Origin of the sequence: Pseudomonas donghuensis (genome assembly GCF_000696345.2) — a bacterium.
In the GTDB taxonomy this organism is placed as follows: Bacteria; Pseudomonadota; Gammaproteobacteria; order Pseudomonadales; family Pseudomonadaceae; genus Aquipseudomonas; species Aquipseudomonas donghuensis.
The window spans coordinates 3,429,581-3,445,390 of sequence record NZ_CP071706.1; the positions used below are offsets into that span (position 1 = coordinate 3,429,581).

10 protein-coding genes are annotated in these 15,810 nt (G+C 63.3%); 5 read left to right on the forward strand and 5 right to left on the reverse strand.

Translation table 11 applies throughout. The features are described from left to right. Window positions 1–16: 16 nt before the first annotated feature. From BV82_RS15875 to BV82_RS15890, 4 genes are all read left to right on the forward strand, one after another. Window positions 17–268, forward strand: a complete 252-nt coding sequence (locus BV82_RS15875; RefSeq protein ID WP_010223739.1) for a DUF2934 domain-containing protein — start codon at window positions 17–19, stop codon at window positions 266–268. 119 nt (window positions 269–387) lie between these two features. Then, complete coding sequence (gene glgX / locus BV82_RS15880) at window positions 388–2,550, forward strand: glycogen debranching protein GlgX (RefSeq protein WP_010223741.1); 2,163 nt, start codon at window positions 388–390, stop codon at window positions 2,548–2,550. 43 nt (window positions 2,551–2,593) lie between these two features. After that, entirely contained in the window at window positions 2,594–3,409 is an 816-nt protein-coding gene (locus tag BV82_RS15885) for an endonuclease/exonuclease/phosphatase family protein (protein ID WP_249684659.1), read from the forward strand. 310 nt (window positions 3,410–3,719) lie between these two features. After that, window positions 3,720–4,790, forward strand: a complete 1,071-nt coding sequence (locus BV82_RS15890) for an autotransporter domain-containing protein (RefSeq protein ID WP_036995199.1) — start codon at window positions 3,720–3,722, stop codon at window positions 4,788–4,790. 96 nt (window positions 4,791–4,886) lie between these two features. On the opposite strand, the gene glgB is transcribed toward BV82_RS15890, so the two are convergent. From glgB to BV82_RS15915, 5 genes are all read right to left on the reverse strand, one after another. Further along, window positions 4,887–7,097: a 1,4-alpha-glucan branching protein GlgB gene (glgB, locus tag BV82_RS15895; protein WP_036995200.1), complete on the reverse strand. Its 2,211-nt coding sequence runs from the start codon at window positions 7,095–7,097 to the stop codon at window positions 4,887–4,889. Then, window positions 7,098–10,409 carry a maltose alpha-D-glucosyltransferase gene (treS, locus tag BV82_RS15900; RefSeq protein ID WP_036995201.1) on the reverse strand — a complete coding sequence of 1,104 codons (3,312 nt, stop codon included), beginning with the start codon at window positions 10,407–10,409 and terminating at the stop codon, window positions 7,098–7,100. It lies immediately after the preceding gene. Window positions 10,410–10,422: 13 nt separating this feature from the next. Next, window positions 10,423–12,447, reverse strand: a complete 2,025-nt coding sequence (locus tag BV82_RS15905; RefSeq protein ID WP_036995202.1) for an alpha-1,4-glucan--maltose-1-phosphate maltosyltransferase — start codon at window positions 12,445–12,447, stop codon at window positions 10,423–10,425. A gap of 69 nt (window positions 12,448–12,516) precedes the next feature. Then, on the reverse strand, window positions 12,517–12,660 hold the full coding sequence (locus BV82_RS15910; protein ID WP_158467532.1) for a hypothetical protein: 144 nt from the start codon (window positions 12,658–12,660) through the stop codon (window positions 12,517–12,519). Between the two features lie 45 nt (window positions 12,661–12,705). Further along, window positions 12,706–14,379: an AMP-binding protein gene (locus BV82_RS15915; protein ID WP_036995203.1), complete on the reverse strand. Its 1,674-nt coding sequence runs from the start codon at window positions 14,377–14,379 to the stop codon at window positions 12,706–12,708. A 256-nt stretch (window positions 14,380–14,635) separates the two neighbouring features. On the opposite strand from BV82_RS15915, the gene BV82_RS15920 reads away from it, so the two are divergent. Continuing rightward, complete coding sequence (locus BV82_RS15920; RefSeq protein ID WP_010223751.1) at window positions 14,636–15,799, forward strand: isovaleryl-CoA dehydrogenase; 1,164 nt, start codon at window positions 14,636–14,638, stop codon at window positions 15,797–15,799. The last annotated feature ends 11 nt before the right edge of the window (window positions 15,800–15,810 follow it).

Consider the following 15,810-nt stretch of genomic DNA (forward strand, 5'->3'; position numbering starts at 1 on the left):
CCTCAGGAGCGTCGAGATGAGTGTCGAAGAAAAACGTATCCGTGAATTCGCCTATCAGATCTGGGAATCGGAAGGCCGGCCCGAAGGCCAGGAGCAGCGCCATTGGGACATGGCGCGCAAGCTCGCCGAAGCCGAAGCGCTGGCGCCCAAGGTGACACCGCGCAAACCCGCCAAGGCGCCGCCGGCCAGCACCGGCAAGGCCAAGCCGGCCGGCGCTACGGCGGCGCCGAAGAAGCCCAGGGCTGCCAAGAAGCCGCCGCTGGCTTAAGCCGTTGAAAGCATCGCTGGCAAGCCAGCTCCCACAGGGGCTGCTTGCACCGAATCCTGTGGGAGCCGGCTTGCCGGCGATGGGCTGCAGAGCAGTCCCAGCCTCATCAAGGAGCACAAATGACCACCCGCAAAGCCAAGCCCGCCGCCGAAGTCCACCCCGAACCCTCGCGCATCCGTGAAGGCCTGCCCTTCCCCCTGGGCGCCACCTGGGATGGGCTGGGGGTCAACTTCGCGCTGTTCTCGGCCAATGCCACCAAGGTCGAGCTGTGCCTGTTCGATGCCAGCGGCGAGGTCGAGCTCGAGCGCATCGAGCTGCCGCAATACACCGATGAGATCTTCCACGGCTACCTGCCCGACGCCCACCCCGGGCAAATCTATGGCTACCGGGTGCACGGCCCCTACGCCCCGGAAAACGGCCACCGTTTCAACCCCAACAAACTGCTGATCGACCCCTATGCCAAGCAGTTGGTCGGCCGCCTGAAATGGTCCGAGGCACTGTTCGGCTACACCATCGGCCACCCTGATGGCGACCTCAGTTTCGATCAACGCGACAGCGCGCCGTTCGTGCCCAAGTGCAAGGTCATCGACCCGGCCTACACCTGGGGCCGCGACCAGCGCGTAGGCGTTCCCTGGGAGCGGACGATCCTCTACGAAGCCCACGTACGTGGCATCAGCATGCGCCACCCGGCAGTCCCCGAGGCCAACCGTGGCACCTTCGCCGGGCTGATGTGCGACGAACTGCTCGGCCATATCAAACAGCTGGGAGTGTCGTCGATCGAATTGCTGCCGATTCACGCCTTCGTCAACGACCAGCACCTGCTGCAAAAGGGCCTGAACAATTATTGGGGCTACAACAGCATTGCCTTCTTTGCCCCGCACCCGCGTTACCTGGCCAACGGCAAGATCGCCGAATTCAAGGAGATGGTCGCACACCTGCATGACGCCGGCCTGGAGGTGATCCTCGACGTGGTCTACAACCACACGGCCGAGGGCAATGAGCTGGGCCCGACCCTGTCGATGCGCGGCATCGACAATGCCTCCTACTACCGCCTGATGCCCGACGACAAGCGCTTCTACGTCAATGATTCCGGCACCGGCAACACCCTCGACCTCAGCCACCCCTGCGTGCTGCAGCTGGTGACCGATTCGCTGCGCTACTGGGCCGGGGAGATGCACGTGGACGGTTTTCGCTTTGACCTGGCGACCATCCTCGGCCGTTATCACCAGGGCTTTGACGAGCGCCACAGTTTTCTTGTCGCCTGCCGTCAGGACCCGTTGCTCAGCCAGGTGAAACTGATTGCCGAGCCCTGGGATTGCGGCCCCGGCGGTTACCAGGTGGGCAACTTCGCTCCCGGCTGGGCGGAATGGAATGACCGCTTTCGCGATACCGTGCGCGCCTTCTGGAAAGGCGACGAAGGCCAGCTGGCCGACTTTGCCGCGCGCATGACCGCCTCCGGCGAGCTGTTCAACCGCCGCGGGCGCAGGCCCTATGCTTCGATCAACTTCATCACCGCCCACGACGGTTTCACCCTGCGCGACCTGGTGTCGTACAACGACAAGCACAATGAGGACAACGACGAAGACAACCAGGATGGCAGCAACAACAACCTGTCCTGGAACCACGGTGTCGAGGGCCCCACCGACGACCCCGAAATCAAGGCCCTGCGCCTGCGCCAGATGCGCAACTTGTTCGCCACCCTGCTGTTGGCCCAGGGTACGCCGATGATCGTTGCCGGTGACGAATTCAGCCGCACCCAGCACGGCAACAACAACGCCTATTGCCAGGACAGTGAGATCGGCTGGGTCAACTGGGAGCTGGACGACGACGGCGCCGCGCTGCTCAAGTTCGTCAAGCGCCTGACCACGTTGCGCCTGGCTTACCCGGTGCTGCGCCGTTCGCGTTTTCTGGTCGGCGACTACAATGAGGCGATCGGGGTCAAGGATGTCACGTGGCTGGCGCCGGACGCCAGCGAGATGAGCGTCGAGCAATGGCAGGACGCCCACGGGCGCTGCCTGGGCATGCTCATGGATGGCCGCGCCCAGGTCAGTGGCATCCTGCGCCCGGGGGCCGACGCCACCTTGCTGCTGATCGTCAACGCTCATCACGACACGGTGGCCTTCACCCTGCCCGGCGTGCCGGAGGGCGAATACTGGAACTGCCTGGTCGACACCGACCGGCCGCACCTGCGCAAAGGCGAGCAGCATGCCTTTGCCAGCGAGTTTCAGGTCAGCGGTCGCTCGCTGGTGTTGCTCGAGCTGTACCGTGACGACGATGCGTGACTGCCGGGGAACTGCACGTACCCCGGCAAGTCCGATGCTATAGATGGGTCGAACAGGAGTCACCGTGAGCGCTGAATCGGACACCCGCCACACAGCCACCGCCCGCCAGGCTGCAGCGGTCAAGCGCCTGCAGGTGCTGACCGTCAACACCCACAAGGGTTTTACCGCCTTTAACCGCCGCTTCATCCTCCCCGAACTGCGCGAAGCGGTGCGCAGTACCCGCGCCGACATTGTGTTTCTTCAGGAAGTGCTCGGTTCCCACGACCGGCATGCCGCACGCTACGCCAGTTGGCCGCCGACTTCGCAGTACGAATTTCTGGCCGACAGTATGTGGAGCGATTTCGCCTACGGTCGCAACGCCGTGTACCCGGACGGCCATCACGGCAATGCGCTGTTGTCCAAGTACCCGATCATCGAGCACCGTAATCTCGACGTGTCGATTACCGGCCCCGAGCGCCGCGGTTTGCTCCATTGCGTGCTGGATGTACCCGGACAGCGCGAGGTGCATGCCATTTGCGTGCACCTGTCGTTGCTCGAAAGCCATCGGCAACAACAGCTGCAGTTGCTGCGCCGGCTGCTCGATTCGCTGCCGGCCGATGCCCCGGTGATCATCGCCGGCGACTTTAACGACTGGCAACTGCGTGGCAATCGCACCCTCAACCTGCACCGCGACCTGCACGAAGCCTTCGAGCGCCATCATGGCCTGCTCGCCCGCACGTACCCCGCGCGCCTGCCGCTGTTGCGCCTGGACCGCATCTACCTGCGCAACGCCAATAGCCATGCCCCGCAAATCCTCGGCAACAAGCCCTGGAGCCACCTCTCCGATCATCTGCCATTGGCGGTGGAAGTGCAGCTTTAGCAATCATTCGGCATAGCCGCGACGCTGGAAAGAGCAGTTGCGGCTATCGAATGTGAATTTTTGTTTTATTTCAATGTATTGCCACCACTAATAGTTTGATAACAGTTATTTCACGCTTTCTTGACGCCCGCCCGCTCCTCTCCTTAGCTAGAAGTAATGCAGCAATTGCAGATTCCATTCCGAGCCTCTAGCGCGCGCTTTTCAGCGCGCGGCAGGGACCGGTTTGCTGGTTTGGGTCGCCCTCTGGTTTTGCCTTACAGCCCGTGACATCAGGCCAGAACCCTGGCTATGAAAACAGAGGATATCCGCTATGAAAAAAACTCCGAATCCTACGGGCTTTGAGTATGTTTTCTATGCGGTTTCCACGTCGCTGCTACTGGCAACCCCGTTGGAAACCCATGCATTGGGCCTGGAGGATAACGAACCGTTCAGCAACCTGGTGCAGGCTCAGCCTGTACTCTCGCTCAACCCGGTCAGCACCAGCGGCCTGGGCCTGAGCACCCTCGGGGCGTTTTCCGAGCGCCTGGCCGAGCGCCACGCCCCGGCCGCGACCGACCCTATCGCCAGCCAGTGGGCGCAGTTTTTCCCGACCCCGGTCCGCACCCCGAGCCCGGAAGTCGACAACCTCGGCATATCGAACCAGAGCCTGCAGATCAGCCCGGACCTGTTCATTCGTGAAACCAGTGGCGGCAATACTCACCGTGCCGGTTTCTTTGTCGGCCACAGCAACCTGCAAAGCGGTTTTGACGGCCTGCGCAAACCCCAGGTCGGCAACAAGGAAAGCGTCCTCAACCTCGACGGACAAAGCCTGGGTGTGTACTGGAGCATGACCCACGATCAGGGCTGGCACCTGGATGCCGTGGCCATGGGCACGCGCTTCGATATCAATGGCCGCAGCGAAACCGGCCAGCGCCTGGATGGCAACGGCCATGCCCTGACCCTGTCGGTCGAAGGTGGCTACCCCATCAGCCTGGGTAACAACTGGACCCTCGAGCCGCAAGCACAGTTGATCAACCAGCAGTACTTTCCGGGCAGCCAGACCCAGACCGACACCCAAGAGGCGTTCGACCAGCAACCGAACTGGACCGGCCGGGTCGGTGCCAAGTTGTCTGCGCATTACAACGTACGCGGCATGCCGATCGAACCGTTCGTGCGCACCAACGTCTGGTATGACTTCTCCAACGCCGACACCCTGAGCCTGGACAAGGTCGACAAGATCAGCAGCGGGCGCAATTCCGCCACGGTCGAACTGGGCTTGGGCCTGGTGGCACGGGTAACGCCAAAGGTGGCGCTGTTTGTCAGTGCCGATTACAGCAGCAATGTCGATGACAATGACCTGAACGGGCTGATCGGCAACCTGGGGATCAGGATACGGTGGTGATGCGAGCGCTTCGCGCTCGATCGCTGGCAAGGCCAGCTCCCACAGGTTCGCTGCATGCAGGCCCTTTGTGGGAGCCGGCCTTGCCGGCGATGGCAATCACTGCGGTCGCAGGATCAACACCCCCAACGGCGGCAGGTTCAACCCCAGCGACAACGGCTGGCCATGGCTGGGCAACGCCTGGCTGGCCACTTCACCAAGGTTGCCGTAATTGGACCCGGCATAGCCCTCGGCATCGCTGTTGAACACCTCGGCCCAGCGCTCACCAAACGGCACACCGATGCGATAACCCTCGCGCGGCACCGGGGTGAAGTTGGCCACCACCAGCAGCGGCTCGCCGTCAGCGCTCCAGCGCAGCCAGGCATAGACGCTGTTGTGTGCATCATCGCCAATCAACCATTGAAAGCCCTGGGGCAGGCAGTCCTGCTCGTGCAAGGCACGCTCTTCGCGGTACAGGCGGTTGAGGTCGCTGACCAGGCGCTGCACGCCCAGGTGCTCGGGGTACTTGAGCAGATACCAGTCCAGCTCGCTGTCGTGGTTCCACTCGCGCCACTGGCCGAACTCGCAGCCCATGAACAGCAGCTTCTTGCCCGGATGGGTCCACATGAAGGTCAGGTAGGCGCGCAGGTTGGCGAACTTCTGCCAGCGATCGCCGGGCATCTTGTCGATCAGCGAGTGCTTGCCGTGCACCACTTCGTCATGGGAGATCGGCAGGATGAAATGCTCGGAATAGGCATAGATCAGGCCGAAGCTCATCTCGTTGTGGTGATAGGTGCGATGGATCGGGTCGTTCTGGATGTAGTGCAAGGTGTCGTGCATCCAGCCCATGTTCCACTTGTAGGCAAAGCCCAGGCCGCCCTGCTGGGTCGGCTGGCTGACGCCCGGCCAGGCCGTGGACTCTTCGGCGATCACCAGGGCACCGGGGGCTTCCAGCGCCACCACGTCGTTGAGGTGACGCAAAAAGTCGATGGCTTCGAGGTTCTCGCGCCCGCCATGGCGGTTGGGCACCCACTCCCCGGCCTTGCGTGAATAATCGCGGTAGAGCATCGAGGCGACAGCATCCACCCGCAGGCCATCGATATGAAAGTGCTTGAGCCAGTGCAGCGCCGAAGCCAGCATGAAGCCGTGCACTTCGGTACGGCCGAGGTTGTAGATCAGCGTATCCCAGTCCTGATGGAAGCCCTCCAGCGGGTTGTCGTACTCGTACAGCGCGGTGCCGTCGAAACGCACCAGGCCGTGGCTGTCGGTGGGGAAATGCGCCGGCACCCAATCAAGGATCACGCCGATGCGCGCCTGGTGGCAGGCGTCGATAAAGGCGGCAAAATCCTCGGCCGTGCCATAGCGCGCGGTGGGCGCGAACATCGACAGCGGTTGATAGCCCCAGGAGCCGCCAAAGGGGTGCTCCATGATCGGCATCAGCTCGATATGGGTAAAGCCCAGCTGCAGGATATAAGGCACCAGGCGCTCGGCCAGTTCGCGCCAGTTGTAAAAACGCGCCACTTCGCCGTTGTCGTCCAGCTCGCATTGCCAGGAGCCAGCGTGCAGCTCGTAGATCGACAGCGGCGCATGGGTGGCCTGGCGCTCGCCACGCTGCTGCATCCAGTCCTGGTCCTGCCAGTCGTGGGCCAGGGGACCTGCGACCCTCGAGGCGGTGCTTGGCGGCAGTTCCGTAGCGCGAGCCAGCGGGTCGGCCTTGAGCGGCAGGATGCCTTCGCGCCCGAGCACTTCATACTTGTAAGCTTCGCCGGCCTGCAGGCGCGGCACGAACAGCTCCCAGACCCCGGACGGGTGGCGCAGGCGCATGGGGTGTCGGCGCCCGTCCCAATTGTTGAAATCACCCACCACCGACACCCGCCGGGCATTCGGTGCCCACACTGAAAAGCGCACGCCGTCGACGCCTTCGACCTTCACCGATTGCGCGCCCATGGCCCCGGACAGGTCGCGATGATTGCCCTCGGCGAACAGATAAAGGTCCATGTCGCCGAGCACCGGCCCGAAGCTGTAAGGGTCTTCGGTGACCTGCTCACCGCCGGCCCAGTTGATCTGCAACAGGTACGGCTGTTGCTCCGCCAGACGGGTGATGAACAACCCCGGTACCGGGCCCTGCTCCAGCACGGCCAGGACACGGCTGTCGTCGCGCGCCAACACCCGCACGTTCAGGGCATTGGGCAAATAGGCGCGGACAAACTGGCCTCCGGCACCATCCGGGTGCGGACCGAGCACCGCGAACGGGTCGGCGTGTTTGGCGTTTACCAGGGCGTTGATATCACGCTGCCCCAGCCCGCCTTCCTCGCGCTTGCGTTGAGTCATTTACTGCTCTCCCCAGGTACTGATCAGACCATGCAGGCCATGCAAAGGCACAGCCAGCCAATGCGGACGGTTCTCGGCTTCGTAGAGGATTTCATAGGCGGCCTTCTCGAGCGTGAACAACGCCAGCGCCGCCTGCTCGCCGTCGCCGTGCTCCCAGGCATGGGGCATGGCCGCGCTGGCCAGGCCATAGGCTTCGATGAAGGCATGCCGGGCCTGGTGCAGGTAACGGCGGGCAACACGTTGACGGGCCTGACGGGCAGCCTCGGAAAGGTCGACAGCAGAAGCACTGCGCAGCACCATCGCTGCAGCATAGTCGAAGGAGCGCAGCACGCCGCTGACATCCTTGTACGGGCTGTGTTTGGCCCGCCGCTGTTGCAGCGGCCGCGCCGGCTCACCCTCGAAATCGATCAGGTAGGCGTCGCCCTGGACCACCAACACCTGGCCCAGGTGCAGGTCGCCGTGCACACGCATCAGCAGCCCGCCCAGCGCCTGCTTGCTCAGTTCGCCAATGTGCTCGAGCAGGCGCTTGCGCTGCTGTTGCAGGTCGTCGACCAGGGCCTGGCTGTCGCTGTCGAGGCTGGCGCGGTGTTCCTGCAGCAAGTCCAGGGCGCGGCTCAGCTGGGCGCTGATGTGCTTGTTCCAGGCCTGGCTGTCGCGCCGGTTGCTGGCCCGCGGCTGGAACGCAGGATCTGCGCTGGGCGCGGCCAGCAGCAGGTGCATCTCACCCAGGCGCTGCCCCAGCAAGGCGGCGAAATCGGCCAGGTCCTGCAGGGCATCGGTGTGCACGTCCTGGTCCTTGCTCGAAGGCTCCATCTCGTCACGAATGGCCCGTTCCAGGTTGTTCTGGGTCCAGTCCCAGGCGTCGCCCTGGTTGCTCAGGTAGCCCTGGGCGATCATCAGCAGGTGCGGCTGCGCCTGATCATCCACGCGGCTCACCCACGCCAGCAGCGGCGAAATGTTGGCAAAGCCGGCGGCGCTCAGGTAGGCGCTCATTTCGAGCTCCGGGTGCACCCCGGGGTTGACCCGGCGGATCAGCTTGAGCACCAGGCTGCCACCGACCACCACCGAGCTGTTGGACTGCTCGGCGCTCAGGTAGCGCACTTGAGCGTCCTCCCCCAGGTTCAAGGCCGCCAGTTGCCCGCTGGCCTCGAAACGCAGCTCACCTTCGCCGCACGGCAAGCGCAGGCCATCCTTGCAGCCGGCAAGCACCGCGCGCACGAAACTTTCCAGGACAAAACCGTCGGTAATCAAGCCCACCTGGCGACCGCGGCGAACCCGCGCCAAGGCCAGCTGCTGCGGCGCCGGGCTGTTGAGGTGCTCTTCGGCGATCAGGCCGAACGGCAGTTGATAGCGACTGCTCCGACCGCCGCCCTGCACCACGATCTCGCTGAGCAACACCGGGCTGGTGGGCGCGCCGAAGCGCACGCCATAGGCGATCTGCACGTGCTCGATCACGGTTTCCTTGCCGGCAAACCAACGGCGCTTGGGCAGGTACTGCGGCAACACACTGTCTTGCAGGGTGGCCCGCGACGGCGCCTCCAGCAGTTCCTCCATACGCTTTTTCAACACCAGCGTAGTGAACTCCGGCAGGCTCTGGGCCGGCTCGACGTGCCAACTGGGCATCTGATCCTTGTCAGCCAGCAGGAACCAGTAAAAGCCATAGGGCGGCAAGGTCAGCAGGAACGGCAACTGGCCGATCGGCGGAAAGGCACTGCCGCCGAGCATCTCCACCGGCACCTTGTCGGCATACTGCTGAAGTTCGAGCTCTGCCGCTTGTGCGGCGCGCGAGACGTTGGCCACGCAGAGGATGATCTCGGTCTTGCCATCGGTGCCGGTGTACTCGCGCAGATAGGCCAGGATCCGCCGGTTGCTCGGCGACAGCATTTTCAGCGTGCCGCGGCCAAAGGCCTTCTGCTGCTTGCGCACCGCCAGCAAGCGCCGGTTCCAGTTCAGCAGCGAGTGCGGATCATGGGCCTGGGCTTCGACGTTGACCGACTGGAAGCCGTACAGCGGGTCCATGATCGGCGGCAGCACCAGGCGCGCCGGGTCCGCGCGGGAGAAACCGCCATTGCGGTCGATCGACCACTGCATGGGTGTGCGCACACCGTCGCGGTCCCCCAGGTAGATGTTGTCACCCATGCCGATCTCGTCGCCGTAATACAGGGTCGGGGTGCCGGGCATCGACAGCAGCAGGCTGCACAACAGCTCGACCCGGCGCCGGTCGCGTTGCAGCAGCGGCGCCAGGCGGCGGCGAATACCGAGGTTGATCCGCGCCCGGCGGTCCTCGGCGTAGTAGTTCCACAGGTAGTCGCGCTCACGGTCGGTGACCATTTCCAGGGTCAGCTCATCATGGTTGCGCAAGAAGATCGCCCACTGGCAGTTGCTCGGAATCTCCGGGGTCTGGCGCAGGATATCGGTAATTGGAAAGCGGTCTTCCTGGGCCACGGCCATGTACATGCGCGGCATCAACGGGAAGTGAAAGGCCATATGGCACTCATCGCCCTGCCCTTCGCCAAAGTACAGCTGGGTGTCTTCCGGCCATTGATTGGCCTCGGCCAGGAGCATGCGGTCGGGGTAGTTGGCGTCGATTTCGGCGCGGATCTTTTTCAGCACCTGGTGGGTTTCGGGCAGGTTCTCGTTGTTGCTGCCGTCACGCTCGATCAGGTAAGGGATGGCGTCCAGGCGCAGGCCGTCGACGCCCAGGTCGAGCCAGTAGCGCATCACCCCAAGCACCGCCTTGAGCACCTGCGGGTTGTCGAAGTTGAGGTCCGGCTGGTGCGAGTAGAAGCGGTGCCAGAAGTACTGGCCGGCCACCGGGTCCCAGGTCCAGTTGGATTTCTCGCTGTCGAGGAAGATGATCCGCGTGCCGTCGTACTTCTGGTCGCTGTCGGACCACACATAAAAGTCCCGGGCCTTGCTCCCGGGCTTGGCGTGGCGGGCCTTCTGGAACCACGGGTGCTGGTCGGAGGTATGGTTGATGACAAGCTCGGTGATCACCCGCAAGCCGCGCGTGTGCGCCTGGGCGATGAAGCGCTTGACGTCGGCCAGGGTGCCGTAGTCGGGGTGCACCGCCTTGTACTCGGCGATGTCGTAGCCATCGTCACGGCGTGGCGAGGGGTAGAACGGCAGCAGCCACAGGGTGTTGACTCCAAGCTCGGCGATGTAGTCGAGTTTGGCGATCAGGCCGGGGAAGTCACCGATGCCGTCGTTGTTGGAGTCGAAGAAGGACTTGACGTGTACCTGGTAGATGATCGCGTCCTTGTACCACAGCGGATCATCGATAAAGGCGGCTGGGCGGATGCGCTTGGCCATGCTCGACTCCTTTCTAGTGGGCTTTTTCGATACGCCAGATTCCAAACGGCAGATGCCAGGGCTCGATGCGCATCCATTGGGTCTTGCCGTGCCAGGTCCAGCGATGGCCGCTCATCAGGTCTTCACCGAAGGTATCGGCATTGTCGTCCAGCCCCAGCTCCCACAGCGGCAGTTCGAAATGCGCTTCCTGGGCGTTGTGCGGGTCGAGGCTGACAGCGATGAGGACGAAGTTGTCGCGCTGGGCGGTGCGTTTGCCGAAGTACAGGATGTTGTCGTTCCAGGCGTGATAGAAGGCCACGCCCAGGTGGGTGTGCAAGGCCGGGTTCTGCCGGCGAATGCGGTTGAGCTGGGCGATTTCGGCAATGATGTTGCCGGGCTGGGTGAAGTCCCGCGGGCGGATCTGGTACTTCTCCGAATCCAGGTACTCCTCCTTGCCCGGCACCGGCGTCGCCTCGCACAGCTCGAAGCCCGAGTACATGCCCCAGAGGCCCGACCCCATGGTCGCCAGGGCGGCGCGGATGAGAAACCCGGCGCGCCCGGACTCATGCAGAAAGTACGGGTTGATGTCCGGCGTGTTGACGAAGAAGTTCGGCCGGTAGCAGTAGCACCACGGCGGCTGGTTGAGCTCTTCAAAATAGCTTTGCAGCTCGGCCTTGGTGTTGCGCCAGGTGAAGTAGCTATAGCTCTGGGAATAGCCGACCTTGCCCAGGCGCGCCATCATCGCAGGCTTGGTGAAGGCTTCGGCGAGGAAGATGACCTCTGGGTACTGGCTGCGCACATTGGCAATCAGCCAGTGCCAGAACGGCAAGGGCTTGGTGTGCGGGTTGTCGACCCGGAAGGTCTTGACCCCCTCCTTCACCCAGCCCACGACCACGTCGCGCAGGGCCAGCCACAAGGCCGGTACCGAATCGGCGGCGTAGAAGTCGACGCTGACGATGTCCTGGTATTTTTTCGGCGGGTTCTCGGCGTAGCGGATGCTGCCGTCCGGGCGCCAGGAGAACCAGCCCGGGTGCTCCTTGAGCCAGGGGTGGTCCTGGGAGCACTGGATGGCAAAGTCCAGGGCGATTTCCAGGCCATGCTCGGCAGCGGCAGCCACCAGCCGGCGAAAATCCTCGCGGCTGCCCAGTTGCGGGTGAATCGCCTCGTGCCCGCCTTCGGCGCCGCCAATCGCATAAGGGCTGCCCGGGTCATCCGGCTCGGCCTGCAAGGCGTTGTTGCGGCCCTTGCGGTAGCGCACGCCAATGGGGTGAATGGGCGGGAAGTACAATACGTCAAAGCCCATGTCGCGGATCATTGGCAGGCGTTCGTGCACATCATTGAAGGTGCCATGTCGCTCAGGGTCATCGGTGATCGAACGGGGAAACAGCTCGTACCAACTGGCGAACTGCGCCTGGAGGCGTTCGACTTCCAGCGGGTATTCGGGGCTGCGACTGAGGTAGGTACGATGCTCGGCCTCGGCCATCAACAGCGCGGTGTCCGGGTGCAGCAGCAAGGCCACCTGCTCATCGGCGGGCAGGCCCGGCAGCTGCTGGTGCAAGGCCTGCAGCTGGTCGCGCAAGGGGCCTCTGCTGCGACCGATATTGTGCTTGACCAGCAGCTGCCCTTCCTGCAGCTCCAGTGGCACCGCGACACCGGCGTTGAATTTCTTCTCCAGGTCATGGCAATAGGTGGCGAACGGGTCGATCCAGGCCTCGATGCTGAACAGGTGGCGGCCCTGCTCGCTGACGGTGAATTCGGCCTGCCACAGGTCATTGCCGGCAAACTGCATCGGCACGCAATGCCAGCGCCGGCTATGGGCCTGGCGCCAGTTGAGCATCACCGCCAGGGCATCATGGCCATCGGCATAGACCTTGCTGCTGACCTGCACCGGCTCGCCCACCACCGCCTTGACCGCAAACAGTCCGCCATCGAGTACCGGCACGGTGTTCTCGATCACGATCCGCGGTTCGAGCAAGGCCTGGGACAGGCTCAGGGCCTGGTCCGGGTGGTCGCTCGCCGAGGGCATGCGGTCGGTTTCGAAGGGCTCATCGCGGGTCATCGAACATTGCTCCGTTATGAAGTGACGGTAAAGGTTCGAGCGGGGGCGCGGCTTGGGGTTCAAAAAAAATCAGCAATTGGCCAAGGCCAGGGTAGGAATCCTGAGCAGGTCATGCACATTCCCATCGGTGCCGGTCAAACCGACGGTGCCGCCCACCGTGGGCGACTCGCCGAGTAACGAGCCGCCGGTGAAAGCGTAGACATCGCGGGGCAAGCCCGCTCCTACAATCTGTAGGAGCGGGCTTGCCCCGCGAAAAATTCAGCGCTTGATCAGCTCTGCAATGCTGATCTCACGCATGCGAAACTTCTGCACTTTGCCCGTCACCGTCATCGGGAACTCCTCGACAAAGCGGTAGTAGCGCGGAGTCTTGAAGTGGGCAATGCGGCTCTTGCACCACTGTTGCAGTTCGATCTCGCTGGCGCTGTGGCCGGGGTGAAACTTGATCCAGGCGACGATCTCCTCGCCATAGCGCTCATCGGGAATACCGATCACCTGCACATCCGCCACCGCCGGGTGAGTGAAGAAGAACTCCTCGAGCTCTCGCGGATAGATGTTCTCGCCACCGCGAATGATCATGTCCTTGTTGCGCCCGGCAATGCACACATAGCCTGCCTCGTTCATGGTCGCCAGGTCGCCGGTGTGCATCCAGCCCGCCGGGTCGATAGCTTCGCTGGTGGCAGCCGGATTGCCCCAGTAACCGAGCATGACGCTGTAACCGCGGGTGCACAGCTCGCCAATCTGCCCGCGCGGCACAATGCAGCCCTGTTCATCGATGATCTTGCTCTCCAGTTGCGGCTGGGTCCGCCCGACCGTGGTCACGCGCAGTTCCAGGTCGTCATCGGGACCGGTCTGCATCGACACCGGGCTGGTTTCGGTCATGCCGTAGGCGATCTGCACCTCGCTCATGTGCATCTCGCCGATCACCCGGCGCATCACCTCGATCGGGCACGTGGCGCCGGCCATGATCCCGGTGCGCAGGCTCGACAGGTCCATCTCCGGCCGCTGCGGGTGGTCGAGCATGGCGATGAACATGGTCGGCACACCGTACAGGGTGGTGGCCTGCTCTTCAGCCACGCAACTGAGGGTCAGCAGCGGATCGAAAGCGTCGTTGGGGTAGATCATGGTACTGCCATGGGTGATGCAACCGAGGTTGCCCATGACCATGCCGAAGCAATGGTACAGCGGCACCGGGATCACCATGCGGTCGTGCTCGTCAAGGCCCAGGCTCTCGCCGACCATGTAGCCATTGTTGAGGATGTTGTAGTGGCTGAGCGTGGCGCCCTTGGGGAAGCCGGTGGTGCCGGAGGTGTACTGGATGTTCACCGGCTGGTCGAACTGCAGGCTTTGCTGACGGGCCTGGAACTCGGCCGGTTCGGTTTCACTGGCAAGCTCGGCCAGACGATCCCAGGGCAGAAAGCCCGCCGGCGGCTGCAGGTCGAGGCTGATCAGCCCGCGCAGCTCCGGCAAGCGCTCACTGCGCAGTTGCCCTGGTGTTTGCCGGGCCAGGTCCGGCAGCAATTCACCGAGCATGGCGTGGTAATCGGAGGTTTTGAAGGCACCGGCGCTGATCAACCACTGGCAGCCGGACTGTTTGAGTACATACTCAAGCTCGCTGGTGCGGTAGGCCGGGTTGATGTTGACGAGGATCACGCCGATCTTGGCACTGGCGAACTGGGCAATGCACCACTGCGCACAGTTGGGGGCCCAGATTCCTAAGCGATCGCCGGTTTTCAGCCCTAGCGCCATTAGCGCCCGGGCATGCAGGTCGACGCTGGCGGCCAGCGACTGCCAGGTATAACGCTGGTGCTGGTGGCGCACCACCAGTGCCTCCCGCGTGGCAAAACGCGACACGGTCCGGTCAAACGCCTGGCCGATGGTCATGGCCAGCAACGGCTTGTCCTGGCGGCCCTGGGTATAGCTCGGTTGATTCATGGCGGTCCCTTTTTGTGGTTGTTCTGGGAGCTGACTCAAGCGGGTCTTACTCTGGCCCAAATTTACGTTAACGTAAAGGTCATGACGAGATTGACAGCATCGGGCGGCAGGTTTACGTTAACGTAAAGGTTACAAGCCCATCGCTGGCAAGCCAGCTCCCACAGTGTTCGGTGCACTCGCTACTTGTGGGAGCTGGCTTGCCAGCGATGAGGGCAGACACCACACCCTGATCCAAGAACAAATAGAAGGTGCCAGCATGCGTTATCCGACCCTGAACTTCGCCCTGGGCGAAACCATCGACATGCTCCGCGACCAGGTCCAGTCCTTCGTCGCCGCTGAACTGGCGCCGCGCGCCGCGCAGATCGACCAGGACAACCTGTTCCCCGCCGACATGTGGCGCAAGTTCGGCGACATGGGCCTGCTCGGCATCACCGTCCCGGAAGAATACGGCGGCGCCGGTCTTGGCTACCTGGCCCACGTGGTGGCCATGGAAGAAATCAGCCGCGGCTCGGCCTCGGTCGCCCTCTCCTACGGCGCCCACTCCAACCTCTGCGTCAACCAGATCAACCGCAACGGCAACGCCGAGCAGAAAGCCAAGTACCTGCCCAAGCTGATCAGCGGCGAGCACATTGGCGCCCTGGCCATGAGCGAACCCAACGCCGGCTCCGACGTGGTGTCGATGAAACTGCGCGCCGAACAGCGCGGCGACCATTTCGTCCTCAACGGCAGCAAGACCTGGATCACCAACGGCCCCGACGCCAACACCTATGTGATCTACGCCAAGACCGACCTGGAAAAAGGCGCCCACGGCATCACCGCCTTTATTGTCGAGCGCGATTGGAAGGGCTTCAGCCGCAGCAACAAGTTCGACAAGCTCGGCATGCGCGGCTCCAACACCTGCGAGCTGTTCTTCGACAACGTCGAAGTGCCCAAAGAGAACATCCTCGGTGTGCTCAACGGCGGCGTAAAAGTGCTGATGAGCGGCCTGGACTACGAACGCGTAGTGCTTTCCGGCGGCCCGACCGGGATCATGCAAGCCTGCATGGACCTGGTCGTACCCTACATCCACGACCGCAAGCAGTTCGGCCAGAGCATCGGCGAGTTCCAGCTGATCCAGGGCAAGATCGCCGACATGTACACCCAGCTCAACGCCGGCCGCGCCTACCTGTACGCCGTGGCCCAGGCCTGTGATCGCGCCGAAACCACGCGCAAGGACGCCGCCGGGGTCATCCTCTATACCGCCGAGCGCGCCACCCAGATGGCCCTTGAGGCGATCCAGATCCTGGGGGGCAACGGCTACATCAACGAGTTCCCGGCCGGTCGCCTGCTGCGTGACGCCAAGCTCTACGAGATCGGCGCCGGTACCAGTGAGATCCGCCGGATGCTGATCGGCCGCGAATTGTTCAACGAAACCCGCTGAGCACAAGGAAT